Origin of the sequence: Pseudoxanthomonas mexicana (assembly GCF_001556105.1) — a bacterium.
Lineage (GTDB): Bacteria > Pseudomonadota > Gammaproteobacteria > Xanthomonadales > Xanthomonadaceae > Pseudoxanthomonas_A > Pseudoxanthomonas_A mexicana_A.
In genome coordinates this window covers 1-12,325 of record NZ_LSIF01000010.1, presented here as the reverse complement: position 1 = coordinate 12,325, position 12,325 = coordinate 1, and the positions used below count along the sequence as shown (strand labels likewise).

Genomic DNA, 12,325 nt, shown 5'->3' with positions numbered 1-12,325 from the left:
CCACCGGATGCGCCACTGGAACCGTCGCCGTCGCCGCCCCAGCCGCCGGCAACGGTCGTGGCCGTGGCGGCGATGCCGGCGGCTGGGGCGGCGACGGCGACGGTTCCAGTGGCGCATCCGGTGGCGACGCCGGTAGCGTCAGCGGCGACAGCGGCTCGATGGCCGGCGCGTCCGGCGGCGATGCCGGTGCAGGCAGTGGCAACGTACGCGAGCGCGGCGCCGGCGACGGCACCAGCGGCGATGGCACCGCGACGGGTGGAGCCGGTACGTCCGGTGATGCCACCGCGACCGGTGGCGCCAGCACGGCGACGGCAGGTGCGGGCACCTCCGGCGACGGCACGGGTACCGGTGGTGACGGTTCCGGGACCGGCGGTGCGGGCTCCGGCACGGGCGGCGACGCGACCGCGACCGGCGGTGCCGGCAACGGCTGGGGCGGTGCAGGCGGCAGCGTGACGGCGACCGCGGGCAACGGTGGCGCCGGTGGCGATGCCAGCAACGGCGATGCCACCAACGGCAGCGCCTCGTCCAGTGCGAGCAATGGCGATGCCACGGCCGGCAACGGCGCCAGTGGCGCGGTCGGTGCGACCGGCGGCGCGGGCGGCGTGGGCAACGGCGGCGACGGCATGGGCGGCGACGGCAATGGTGGTGTCGGCAACGGCGCGACCGGCGGCGCTGGCGGCGCAGGCGGCTCCGTGGCGGTCGATGCCGGCACGTTCGACATGTCCAACAACATGACGAGCGTCGGCCAGTCCGCCGCCGGCATCATGGTGGCCGCGCAGAACAGCGGCATGGCCTCGCTGATCCAGCAGGGCATCACCGTTCAAGCCAACCTGACCGTAGGCCCATAAGCGCTCCGCGGGTGTCCGGGTCCCGACCTGGACACCACACGCGGACGCAGGCGCCCCGCTGATCGGCGGGGCGCCGATGGCCGCGTGGTGGACGCATGGCAAGGGAGACTGACCATGCTTACGCACCACCAGGCCGGGCTGCGCCTTGCAGCCTGGGGATTGCTTGTCGTCGCGTGCAGCGCAGCGGCGGAAGACGTGCCGCCACCGCAGCGTGCTGCATCGATGCTCAGTGTCGAGATGCCGGCGCCTGAGGTGCGTGCCGTGGCCGTCAGCGAACTCGGTCGCGCGATCGGCGCCGACCGCTTGTCGATCCTGCGTGGCGGCGACGCCAGCCAGACCGACAATCTGATCGATGTGGATGGATCGGTCGACGGCAACACGGCCCGCCACATCACCAGCGGTTCCAACAGCATCGCCGACGGCGCATTCAACAACGCCAGCGGCATCAACACGGTGATCCAGAACACCGGCAGCAACGTGCTGATCCAGAACGCGATGATCGTCACCGTCGATTTCGCTGGCGGTCCGCAATGACACCCGGCACGCGACGCTGGCGTTGGCCCGTCTACGCCGCACTGGCCTGCGCGTTCGCCGGGTTGGGCGGCGCGTCAGCCGCCACCAGCGACCTGCGCGTGCCCGGTGGTGCGTACAACGTTCGCATCACCAGCCTGAAGGAAGGACGCTTCAAGACCACGCTGCCGCAGCAGTACGACTTCAGCTGTGGCTCGGCGGCCACCGCGACGCTGCTGACCCACCAGTACGGGCATCCGGTCAGCGAGGTGGATGTCTTCATCCAGATGTACAACAACGGCGACCAGGCGCGCATCCGCAAGGAAGGCTTCTCGCTGCTGGACATGCGCCGCTACCTGCGCTCGCAGGGCTACGAGGCGGATGGCTTCGAACTGCCGCTGGACAAGCTGCAACAAGAGAATGTGCCCGCCATCGTGTTGCTCAACGACCGCGGCTACCGGCATTTCGTCGTGGTGAAGGGACTGCGCAACGGCCGTGTGCTGCTGGGCGATCCTGCCCGCGGCACGCGCGCGATGCCGCGTTCGCGCTTCGAGAAACTGTGGGACAACCGCGTGATGTTCGTCGTGCACAACCAACGCGATCGCGCCCGCTTCAACCAGGCCCGCGACTGGCAGACCGCACCTCCGGCGCCGCTCGACATGGGAATCCAGCGCGACGGCCTGCGCAACGTCACCGTGCCGCGCCGTGGCCCAGGAGACATCTGACATGGACCGCCGTCGCGACCGCACATGGCGCCTCGCAGTACTGCTTGCCGTGCTGTTCGCACCCACGGGCGCGCGAGGGCAGGGCGGCGAACTCGGGACGGAATGGCAGCCGGTCGATCCCGCCCGGTTGGCGCAAATGCGCGGTGGCTTCCAGATGCCCTCCGGGATGATGCTGTCGTTCGGCATCGAGCGTGTCGTCTTCCTCAATGGGGAACTCACCGCGCGCATCGCCGTGCAGATCCCGGACGTGGCCCGCATCACGCCGGAGCAGGCGCAGGCACTGGCCGACTTCAACCGTGGACTGGTCGTGCAGGTCGGTGACGGCAATCGCTTCGATCCGCCATCGGCCGCCGGCGGCCTCGTCATCCAGAACACGCTCGACGACCAGGACATCCGCACGCTCACCCGCATCGATGTCGGCGTCGACACGCTGGGTGCCTACCAGAACCTCAATGCCAGTGGCACGCTCACGGACGCACTGATCCGCGCGCCCGGCAGCCCGTGACAAGGGGAACACGATGAAAGGGACGTCTCTGATCGAAGTGGCACCGTTGGCCCTTGCGGTTGGCCTGGGCGTGCACGCGGGGCAGGCGCGTGCGCAGGACACGGCAGTGCCCGTGGCGCCATCGCCACCCATCCCGACGCAGCCCTACGAAATCACGGCGGATGCGCGCCTGGATGCACTGCAGCGCCAGCTCAACGAACAGACCCAACGCCTGCAGCAGATGCGCGAACTGATGCAGGCGCAGGAGCAGCAGATCTTCAGCCTGCAGAACGCGTTGAACGACGAGATCCTGGCCAACGCGCGTGCGCGCGGCGCTCCCGCGCCGGTCATCGTGCCGTCGTTGAACCAGGCGCCGACGTTCCGCGATGCGCCTGCGGGTTCGCCGACGTACATCGTTGTCGGCCCATCGCCGGCATCCGTATCCGCGACGCCGGCGCTCGACGCCAACCCGCAGGTGGCGCAATCCAGTGCGCCGCCACGCCATCAGCAGGCAGCGAACCCACAGGCGCAATCCGCACCGCCCGCGGGTGGTGATGCGCAGGCGCCACAACGTGTCGGCCAGGCGCCGGAGAGCGATTCACGGCCGCCGGAGGTGGCGCAGATCTTCGACCAGCCCGGCGTGCTGACGCCCAAGGGCAAGCTGGTGGTGGAACCGGCCATCCAGTACGGCTACTCGGCGAACGACCGGGTGGCGCTGGTCGGCTACACCATCATCCCGGCGATCCTGATCGGCCTGATCGACGTGCGCCAGGTCAAGACGACCACCGCAGTCGCCACGCTGACCGGACGCTACGGCGTCAGCCGGCGCATGGAAGTGGAAGCCAGGCTGCCCTACGTCTACATCCACAGCGACACCGTAAGCCGCGAAATCTTTACCGGCTCCGCGCAGGACCGCGTGTTCAACGCGCGCGGCAGCGGCATGGGCGACGTGGAGCTGACCGGCCGCTACCAGCTCAACCGCGGCGGTGCCGACAAGCCGTTCTACATCGCCTGGCTGCGCTACAAGAGCCGCACCGGGCGCGACCTGTTCGACGTGACCACCGACTGCGTGACGCGCTGCGTCGCCAACACCACGGGCACCGGCCTGCCGCTGGACCTGCCCACCGGCAGCGGCTTCAATGCGGTGCAACCCGGCATCACCTGGCTGTATCCGTCCGACCCGGTCGTGTTCTTCGGGAGTCTCAGTTATCTGCACAACTTCAAGCGCAGCGACGTGTCGCGACGCGTGCTGGGTGGCCAGACCGAGTTCCTTGGCGACATCAAGGCGGGCGACATCCTCGGCTTCAACCTCGGCATGGGCCTGGCGCTGAACGAGAAGGCGGCCATCAGCATCGGCTACGACACCAGCATCGTCGACATGACCAAGCAGAACGGCGAGGACGTCGCCGGCGCAGTACGCACCACGCTGGGCACGCTGCTGCTGGGCGGCACCTACCGTTTCAGCGACCGCATGTCGCTCAACGTCGCACTGGGCGTGGGCATCACCCGCGACACGCCTGACATGACGTTCACCGCGCGCTTGCCGATCAACTTCTGATCCGGCATCTCAACCCGGGCGGGCCTGCCACCACAGCAGCACGGCCGCCACCAGCATCACCCATTCGGTGGCCGCCAACAGCAACGTGGTCGTCTCTGCCGGCCACCAACGCAGCAGCCCGATGCTGCGGTAGAGGACGATCGGCACGTAGAACGCCAACGCGACGACCAGGCCGGTCCGCAGTTGCTGCGTCCAGGCGAACCAGGCAAACAGGAAGGCCAGCCCCAGTTGCAGGCCGCCGTAGATGGTCAGGTATTCCACCTGCCCCGAGCGGGTCAGCGATGCGTAGCCCACGGCGGTGGCCGTGCGCGTTGGCGCGAACGTGCACCAGGCGGCCAGCGCCAGGTAGACCACGGCGTTGAGATAGAGGTAGGCCGCCGCCATCGGGCATCTCCACGGGAAGAAGCGCCTCTTCTCGCACGCCATGGGGTGACGGCGCAGTGAACATCAGGGAAATCCCGACAGCACATGGCGGCGTCCGCCGATCCCGGCGACATCGGCAGGCACACGATGCTGCGGGCTCCTTTCTTCAGGAGCCCGCCATGTCCCGGTCTTCCACCAGCGGATGGCGCATCCTGCTGGCGTGTGCCCTCGTCTCCGTGGGTACGTCCACGTGGGGTAGCGATCCCGTACACAAATGTCGTGGCCGGGATGGCCAGTCGCATTACCAGGCCACGCCCTGCGCCGCGACACAGCGGACCGAATGGGTGCGTGACTTTCCCGTCGATCCACCCGCACCCAGCACAGCGCAACGCATGACCGCCGTATCCGCGGCGACCAGCCGGACGGGCCGCATACGCACGCACGGCCGCAAGACTGCGCGGCGCCGGCAAACGCCACCGCAAGGCGCGGTGATCTCGATGTATCGCGACGCTGCCGGCTGCGAGCGTGCGAAGAAGGCACGCGACCAGGCCTACGCACGGCTCGGTCTGAAGCGCGACTTCGCGACCAGCCGGAAACTCGACGATCGCGTCAACGAGGCCTGCCGCTGACGCCGGTATCAGACCGTACGCGAAAACCGCGGCGTATCCGATGCAGGTGTCGCCGCCAGGTAGCGGTCGAAGCACATGGCGATCACGCGCAGTAGCAGGCGACCTTTCGGCGTGGCCTGGAAGCCGACCCGCGTGAACGTCAGCAGGCCATCGTCCGCCAATGCCTGCAGGCGCGGCAGGGCATCGGCGAAGTAGTCGATGAATTCGATACCGAACCGCCGTCCGATGCGTGCGTAATCGAGCCGGCCGTGGCACATCAGTTCCTGGATCACCTCGGCGCGCAGCACGTCGTCGTGGTCCAGCGGCATTCCACGCCAGACCGGCAGTCGGCCATCGTCGATGGCGCGCTCCCAACTGGCGAGGTCGCGAGGGTTCTGGCTGAAGCTGTCGCCGATGTGGCTGATCGAGCTCACGCCGAAGCCGATCAGGTCGCTGTCGGCATGCGTGGTGTACCCCATGAAGTTCCGGTGCAGGTCGCCGCGTGCCTGTGCGCGCGCCAGTTCGTCACCGGGCAGGGCGAAATGATCCATGCCGATGTAGACATAGCCGGCGGCCACCAGGCGCTCGATCGCGCATTGCAGCAGCGCCAGCTTCTGCTCCGGGTCCGGCAGGTCGTCCGGCGAGATGCGTTGCTGCGGTTTGAACAACTGCGGCAAGTGGGCGTAGCTGTACACCGCGATCCGGTCCGGGCGCGCGTCCACGACGATGTCGAGCGTGCGTTCGAACCCGGCGCGCGTCTGCTTCGGCAGACCGTAGATCAGGTCGATGTTGACCGAGCGCATGCCATGCGCGCGACACGCGGCGACGATGGCGAGCGTCTCGTCGACCCCCTGGATGCGGTTGACGGCCTTCTGCACCTTGGGGTCGAAGTCCTGCACGCCCAGGCTGGCACGATTGAAGCCCACGCGCGCGAGGTCGTCGATATCCGACGGCGTGACGAAACGCGGATCCAGTTCGATCGAGAAGTCCATCGTGTCGGCCGCGGCGAAGCTGAACTGGCTGCGCAGCTCGGCCACGCAGTCGGCGATCTGCGCGGGCGTCAGGAAGTTGGGTGTGCCTCCGCCGAAATGCAGCTGCTGTACCGGCCTGCCGCTGTCGAACAACGGTGCCATCCGCGCGATCTCGCGATACAGATAGTCCAGGTAGAGCTCGCCGCGCGCTTTGTCGCGCGTGATCACCCGGTTGCAGCCGCAGTAGAAGCACGGGCTGGTGCAAAACGGCACGTGCACGTACAGCGACAGCGGCCGCGCATGTGCCTGCCGGTTGGTCGCGGCGGCCTGGTCGCACAGCTCCTGAGCGCCGAAGCCGGTACTGAACTGCGGCGCCGTGGGGTAGGAGGTATAGCGCGGACCCGGCGTGTCATAGCGCCGCAACAGGTCTGCATCGAACAGCGGGGAAGGCGAGACGATACCCATGGCACGCAGGCTAGGGCGCGCGACCCCGTGCCGCATTGATCGGGATCAATTCACCCGTGAACCGCGGCGGGGAACCTCCGCATCCGGTATCTCGGGCAGCAGTTCCAGTGCCGTCGGCGTGGTGCGCAGCATGGGATGGAAGCGGGCGGGCGACAGCAGCTGGCGTGCCTTGAACAGGCGACGACCGCCGGCCACCACGGCCAGCACGGCCAGCGTGGCGGCGAAGAAAAGCGGCAGGGCCGAGGGCCCGAAGCGCTGCATCAACGCACCCGCGACCGCGGGTCCGATCGCGGCACCGATCCCGTTGAGCAGCAGCAGCGCACTGCAGCCGGCCAGCAACTGTTCGGCCGGCAGCCGGTCCAGCAGGTGCGCGACGGCCAGGGGATACAGGGCGAAGGCGAGTCCGCCGAACAGGAAAAACAGCGCATGTACCTGCGAATCGAAGCGCAAGGCGAGCAACGCCGTCATCGCGCCCAGTGCCGCGACCAGCGCGAGCGTGCTGCGGCGATCACCCCGATCGGACATGCGGCCGATCGGCAGCTGCAAGGCGGCGCCGCCAATGATGGTCACCGCCATGAAGGTGCCAATGCCGCTGCGATCCAGTCCCAGCGATGCGGCATACACCGCCCCCAGGCCCCAGAACGCGCCCAGTGCCAGGCCCGCGAGCAGCGCGCCTGCCGCGGCACTGGGCGCCGCGCGGCAGATCTGCAGGATGTGCGTCCGCGGTGCGACCGCCATCGTCGGTGGCTGCAGCCGCGTGGCACTGACCGGCAGGATGGCCAGTGCGAACAGGATCGCCACCACGCTGAACAGCACCGGGCTCCGGGGTGGCTGCAGGTCCAGCATCAGCTGGCCCGCCGCCAGCGCAAGCAGCGACACCACCATGTACACGCCGAACACGCGACTGCGATGCTCCGGTGCCGCCTGCGCGTTCAGCCAGCTTTCGATCACCGTGCACAGCCCGACGAGCGCCATGCCGGTGACCACGCGCAACAGCATCCAGCCGATGGGCTCCATCCACAGCGGGTAGACCAACACCGCCGCGGCGGCCAGTGCGGCATGAAAGGCGAACGCACGGATGTGGCCCACGCGCCGGATCAGCGGTGGCGCGGTGAACGTGCCGAGAAAGAACCCGACGAAATAGCCCGACATGACAAGCCCGGTGGTGCGTTCGCCCCAGCCCTCGGTCTGGCTGCGCATCGCCAGCAACGTGCCCAGCAGTCCGTTGCCGCCCAGCAGCAGGGCGACACTGGCGAGCAGGGCGGTGATGGGAAGCAGGATGCGGAACACGAGGTGCGGGCGTCACCGGGATGAAAGATGCTTTCGATGCTAACAACCCGATGCTGAGCGACCGGTTCACATGCGCCTGCAGGCGCATGTCGCGCGTGGTTCGCGACTCCATCGGGTATCCTGCCGTGGTATCGGCGATGGCATGCAATGACGGGATGTTCCGATGACTGAGCGCAAGATTCCGGGCATCGATGACTACGAGGGCGCTGCCGGTGGCTGGGGTGCCCTTGCTGCCGTCGCACGGGCGGTGAAGAGCCAGATGGCGGTCGGTCGTGAGACCGCCGCGTTGCGCCGCGTGAACCAGCCCGCAGGCTTCGATTGTCCCGGCTGCGCCTGGCCCGATCCGACACACACCTCGTCGTTCGAGTTCTGCGAGAACGGCGCCAAGGCGGTGTCGTGGGAAGCCACGGGCAAGCGAGCGACCCCTGAATTCTTCGCCGACCACACGTTGTCCGAACTGTGGGAGTGGGGCGACCACGCGCTGGAGGACGAAGGTCGCCTGACGCATCCGCTGGTGTACGACGCCGACACGGACCGCTACGTGCCGATCAGTTGGGATGACGCGTTCGCCCGCATCGGTGGGGCCTTGCGCGCCCTACCGCATCCGGACATGGCCGAGTTCTACACGTCCGGCCGCACGTCGAACGAGGCCGCCTTCCTCTACCAGCTGATGGTGCGCGAGTACGGCACCAACAACTTCCCCGACTGCTCCAACATGTGCCACGAGGCGACCAGTGTCGGCCTGCCGGAATCCATCGGCGTGGGCAAGGGCACGGTGACGCTGGACGACTTCGCGCACTGCGACGCGCTCTTCAGCTTCGGCCACAATCCCGGCACCAATCATCCGCGCATGCTGGGCACGCTGCGCGAGGTATCGCGGCGCGGTGTGCCCATCGTCGCGGTGAATCCGCTGCGCGAACGCGGGCTGGAGCGCTTCACCTCGCCGCAGCATCCGGCCGAGATGCTGACCAACAGCGCCACGCCGATCGCGCAGACGTACTACCAGGTGAAGATCGGCGGTGACCTCGCGCTGTTGAAGGGCATGATGAAGTGGCTGCTGGCGGCGGATGCCGACGATCTCGCTGCCGGTGGCAAGGGCGTGCTGGACCACGCCTTCATCGCCGAACACACCGAGGGCCTGGACGCCCTGCGTGATGATCTGGCGGGCACGACCTGGGAGGAGGTAGTCGAACATTCCGGCCTGTCCCGCGACGACATCGCCGCGGCCGCTGCACGGTATGCGAAGGCGGAACGGGTGATCCTCTGCTACGGCATGGGCATGACCCAGCACCGGCGTGGCACGCAGAACGTGCAGCAGATGGCCAACCTGATGCTGCTGCGGGGGAACGTGGGCAAGCAGGGCGCCGGCATCGCGCCGATCCGCGGGCATTCCAACGTGCAGGGCGACCGCACCGTGGGCATCACCGAGAAGCCGACGCAGGCACTGGTCGATGCCATCAGGCAGCGCTATGGCTTCGAGTTCCCGCTGACGCATGGCCACGATGCCGTCGAAGCCGTGCGTGCGATCCGCGATGGCCGCTCGCGTGCGCTGGTGTGCATGGGTGGCAACCTCGCCGTCGCGATGCCGGATCCCGAGACGACGATTCCCGCGATGCGTACGCTCGACCTCGCCGTGCACATCGCCACCAAGTTGAACCGCTCCCACCTGATTCCGGCGAAGGAGGCGTTCCTGTTGCCGTGCCTGGGCCGCACCGAGCGCGACGTGCAGGCCAGCGGGCTGCAGTCGGTGACGGTGGAAGATTCGATGTCGATGGTGCATGCCTCGCAGGGCGGGCTGCCGCCGGCGTCGGAGCACCTGCTGTCCGAGCCCGCCATCGTCGCCGGCATCGCCAAGGCGACGTTGCCGCAGACGAAGGTGGACTGGGACGGCCTGGTCGCCGACTACGATCGCATCCGCGACGACATCGAAGCGGTGTTCCCGATGTTCAGGGACTTCAACCGACGCGTGCGCGAGCCCGGCGGTTTCCGTCTGTACATCGGCGCCTCCGAGCGCGACTGGGGCACCGGTAGAAAGGCCCGTTTCCTGGTGGCGCCCGGTCTGGACGAGGATCCGGGCGAAGACCGCCGCGACCTGCTGACGCTGACCACCATCCGTTCCCACGACCAGTACAACACCACGATCTATGGCTTCGATGACCGCTATCGCGGCGTCAGCGGCAGGCGCGATGTGGTGTTCCTCAATCGCGAGGATATGCAGGCGCGCGGGCTGGCGCACGGCGATCGGATCGAAGTCGAATCGAGCATGGGCGGCGGTAATTCTCAAGCACGCACGGTGTCCGGCTTCATCGCGGTGGAATACGACCTGCCGCGCGGATCGGCCGCGATGTACTACCCGGAAGGCAACCGGCTGGTGCCGCTGGACAGCCACGATCCGCAATCGGGTACGCCGGCCTACAAGTCGATCCCGGTGCGGGTGAAGAAGCTGCGCGGTCCGGATGGCCATGCCGACTGACCGCATCGAGGGTGCCGCGAAACGCGGTGTGGTCGAGGTCATCGGTGGCCAACGTACGCCACGACAGGATCTGCTGGCCGAGGAAGTGCCGCTCGCGATCCACGGCAATGGCGAACCGTTGGCCGTGATGATGGTGTCGCCCTGCGATCTGGAGGACTTCGCCCACGGCTTCGCACTGACCGAACTGGGCATCGGCGGCGACGACCTGCTGTCGGTCGACGTGCAGGCGTTGCTGGAGGGTATCCGGCTCGACCTGGCGACACGCCATCCGCTGCCCACGCGTGCGGCGACCGATCAGCAACGCTGGCTGCCGGGACGTAGCGGGTGCGGCATCTGTGGCAACCGGCATCTGGAAGACGTCGTCCGGCGACCGGAGGCGGTCGGGCAAGGACGCCGCATCACGCCAGCAGCGCTCGACATCGCGTTGGCCGCGCTGGAGCAACGGCAACCCCTGAATGCGGCCACCGGCGCCATCCACGCCGCCGCCTGGGCGAGAGCGGACGGCACGCTGGTGCTGGTTCGCGAAGACGTGGGCCGCCACAACGCACTGGACAAGCTGATCGGGGCGATGCGCCGGCAACGCATCGATGCCGGATCGGGCTTCGTGCTGGTCACCAGCCGTGCGAGTTACGAGATGGTGGCGAAAGCCGCAAGGGCCGGCATGCCGCTGCTGGCCGCGATCTCGGCGCCGACCGCATTGGCGGTGGACCTGGCGGCGGGGTGCGGCGTGACGCTGGTGGGATTCCTCCGGCGCGGCCGGCATGTCGTCTACAGCCATCCGCAACGGCTCGACGCACGACAGGCGTCATCGGATCAATAGTATCCGGCGACGTTGAGGAACCAGCCCTGGTAGTCGTAGTCGAGCTGGGTGAGGTCGCCGCTGAAGTCGGTGAAGTTGTAGCCCACGCCGGCCTTGAAATGGTCGCTGATCTGCCGGTCAACGCCGACGAGCCAGCCGCGGCGGTCGCCGCCGTCGCGCACGCGCAGCCAGCGGTGTTCGGCCAGCGCGTCCCAGCGACGGATCAGGTGGTAACGCAGTTGCAGCGCGGCGAAGTCCGTGCGGCTGTCGAGCCACATGCCCTCGCCGCGGCCCAGCCGGTATTCGCCCCAACGGCCGGCGAGCTTGCCCGCCATCTGCCAGCGGGCCGCCATCCGCCAGGTGCCTTCCAGCGACAGCACGTGCGAGCGCTGGTCGTACTGGTCGGCGTCGATCTGCCCGGACGAGACGCGGTCGTACAGGTAGGTGTACTTGCCGAACGCGGCCCAGCGCGAGCTGTCGTGCGGGCGCCAGGCGAAGCCCAGGCTCGCCTCGGCCAGCTTCGCGCCGGCGGCGGGATTGAGATCGTCCCGGGTGTCGGCGTAGTTCGCGCGCAGCGCGACGCGCCAGTCCTCGTTGAGGCGATGCAGCAGGCGGTGCGTGGTCACCCACTGCTCGCGCTGTTCGGCGCCGCTGTCCTGGCGGTACTCCAGTTTGCTCGACCAGTCGGTGCGCGCATCGGTACGGCCACCGCTGACGCTGTAGGCGCGGCGGTCGACGCGACCGGTGCTGGCGTCCAGCGTGCCGTCCATGACGGTGAAGCCCAGGTTCCATGACGGAGCCGGGCGGAAGTCCATGCCCAACGTGTGCACCAGGCCCTCGCTGCCGCGCCGACGCTCCTGGATGAACTGGCTCTCGTTGTAGACGTTGACCTGCGAATTGAGCTGCCAGCGCTGGCCCAGTGTCCAGCCGGTCTGCAGACTGCGGTCGAACAGCGTGTCGCGGGTGGTGCGGTCGGTGCTGTAGCTGTAGGCGCCGTACACGGTGTGGTTGGGTCCCAAGCGGTATTCCGCATCCATCTTCGCGCCCTGGCCACGGCTGCCGCTGCCGGCTTCCAGTCCCACGCTGGAGCGGTCGCCGAACAGGTACTTGCCGCCCAGCGTCAGCAGGTCGTTGCGAGGGTAGCGTCCACTGTCGTCGTCGAGCGTGTACTGGCCCACGCCGTACAGTTCCCAACGGGCGCCGATCCGCTGCCGGTAGCTCAGCGCCAGCA

At 68.2% G+C, this 12,325-nt stretch carries 11 protein-coding genes and 1 pseudogene; 8 read left to right on the top strand and 4 right to left on the bottom strand.

Translation table 11 applies throughout. From position 1 onward, the window contains the following. The 5 genes from AX730_RS19070 to AX730_RS01780 all read left to right on the top strand — a co-directional run. On the top strand, positions 1 to 848 hold an 848-nt coding region (locus AX730_RS19070; RefSeq protein ID WP_198146961.1), incomplete at its 5' end, for a hypothetical protein. Positions 849 to 962: 114 nt separating this feature from the next. Then, the gene (locus tag AX730_RS01795; protein WP_232310147.1) at positions 963 to 1,382 is read left to right on the top strand and encodes a hypothetical protein; all 420 of its coding nucleotides are present in this window, start codon (positions 963 to 965) and stop codon (positions 1,380 to 1,382) included. Next, complete coding sequence (locus AX730_RS01790) at positions 1,379 to 2,083, top strand: C39 family peptidase (protein ID WP_062351059.1); 705 nt, start codon at positions 1,379 to 1,381, stop codon at positions 2,081 to 2,083. The genes AX730_RS01795 and AX730_RS01790 overlap by 4 nt, the downstream gene beginning before the upstream one ends. A 1-nt stretch (position 2,084) precedes the next feature. After that, positions 2,085 to 2,588, top strand: coding sequence for a hypothetical protein (locus AX730_RS01785; protein WP_062351056.1), 504 nt, complete (start codon positions 2,085 to 2,087; stop codon positions 2,586 to 2,588). 13 nt (positions 2,589 to 2,601) lie between these two features. Beyond that, positions 2,602 to 4,125 (top strand): transporter, encoded by a 1,524-nt coding sequence (locus tag AX730_RS01780; RefSeq protein ID WP_083537639.1) that lies wholly within the window; start codon positions 2,602 to 2,604, stop codon positions 4,123 to 4,125. A 9-nt stretch (positions 4,126 to 4,134) separates the two neighbouring features. On the opposite strand, the gene AX730_RS01775 is transcribed toward AX730_RS01780, so the two are convergent. Continuing rightward, positions 4,135 to 4,509 (bottom strand): hypothetical protein, encoded by a 375-nt coding sequence (locus AX730_RS01775; protein ID WP_062351053.1) that lies wholly within the window; start codon positions 4,507 to 4,509, stop codon positions 4,135 to 4,137. Between the two features lie 158 nt (positions 4,510 to 4,667). Here AX730_RS01775 and AX730_RS18705 point away from each other — a divergent pair, with 158 nt between their 5' ends. After that, positions 4,668 to 5,117 (top strand): hypothetical protein, encoded by a 450-nt coding sequence (locus tag AX730_RS18705; protein WP_157074043.1) that lies wholly within the window; start codon positions 4,668 to 4,670, stop codon positions 5,115 to 5,117. Positions 5,118 to 5,125: 8 nt separating this feature from the next. On the opposite strand, the gene hemN is transcribed toward AX730_RS18705, so the two are convergent. Both hemN and AX730_RS01760 read right to left on the bottom strand, forming a co-directional pair. After that, positions 5,126 to 6,532, bottom strand: a complete 1,407-nt coding sequence (gene hemN / locus AX730_RS01765; RefSeq protein ID WP_157074042.1) for an oxygen-independent coproporphyrinogen III oxidase — start codon at positions 6,530 to 6,532, stop codon at positions 5,126 to 5,128. A gap of 45 nt (positions 6,533 to 6,577) precedes the next feature. After that, positions 6,578 to 7,810, bottom strand: coding sequence for an MFS transporter (locus tag AX730_RS01760; protein WP_062351062.1), 1,233 nt, complete (start codon positions 7,808 to 7,810; stop codon positions 6,578 to 6,580). A 175-nt stretch (positions 7,811 to 7,985) separates the two neighbouring features. Between AX730_RS01760 and AX730_RS01755 the strand changes: the two genes are divergently transcribed. After that, on the top strand, positions 7,986 to 10,295 hold the full coding sequence (locus AX730_RS01755; protein ID WP_062351048.1) for an FdhF/YdeP family oxidoreductase: 2,310 nt from the start codon (positions 7,986 to 7,988) through the stop codon (positions 10,293 to 10,295). Further along, the gene (fdhD, locus tag AX730_RS01750) at positions 10,279 to 11,115 is read left to right on the top strand and encodes a formate dehydrogenase accessory sulfurtransferase FdhD (protein ID WP_062351045.1); all 837 of its coding nucleotides are present in this window, start codon (positions 10,279 to 10,281) and stop codon (positions 11,113 to 11,115) included. The genes AX730_RS01755 and fdhD overlap by 17 nt, the downstream gene beginning before the upstream one ends. On the opposite strand, the pseudogene AX730_RS19065 reads toward fdhD, so the two are convergent. Next, positions 11,109 to 12,325: pseudogene (locus AX730_RS19065) on the bottom strand (hypothetical protein); the annotation flags it as partial. The gene fdhD and the pseudogene AX730_RS19065 sit on opposite strands and share 7 nt — an antisense overlap.

Excerpts from the sequence above, each read along its gene's own strand:
- AX730_RS01795 (WP_232310147.1), top strand. The coding sequence starts at position 963 with ATGCTTACGCACCACCAGGCCGGGCTGCGCCTTGCAGCCTGGGGATTG.
- AX730_RS01775 (WP_062351053.1), bottom strand. The coding sequence starts at position 4,509 with ATGGCGGCGGCCTACCTCTATCTCAACGCCGTGGTCTACCTGGCGCTG.
- AX730_RS01785 (WP_062351056.1), top strand. The coding sequence starts at position 2,085 with ATGGACCGCCGTCGCGACCGCACATGGCGCCTCGCAGTACTGCTTGCC.
- hemN (WP_157074042.1), bottom strand. The coding sequence starts at position 6,532 with ATGGGTATCGTCTCGCCTTCCCCGCTGTTCGATGCAGACCTGTTGCGG.
- AX730_RS18705 (WP_157074043.1), top strand. The coding sequence starts at position 4,668 with ATGTCCCGGTCTTCCACCAGCGGATGGCGCATCCTGCTGGCGTGTGCC.
- fdhD (WP_062351045.1), top strand. The coding sequence starts at position 10,279 with ATGGCCATGCCGACTGACCGCATCGAGGGTGCCGCGAAACGCGGTGTG.
- AX730_RS01780 (WP_083537639.1), top strand. The coding sequence starts at position 2,602 with ATGAAAGGGACGTCTCTGATCGAAGTGGCACCGTTGGCCCTTGCGGTT.
- AX730_RS01790 (WP_062351059.1), top strand. The coding sequence starts at position 1,379 with ATGACACCCGGCACGCGACGCTGGCGTTGGCCCGTCTACGCCGCACTG.
- AX730_RS01755 (WP_062351048.1), top strand. The coding sequence starts at position 7,986 with ATGACTGAGCGCAAGATTCCGGGCATCGATGACTACGAGGGCGCTGCC.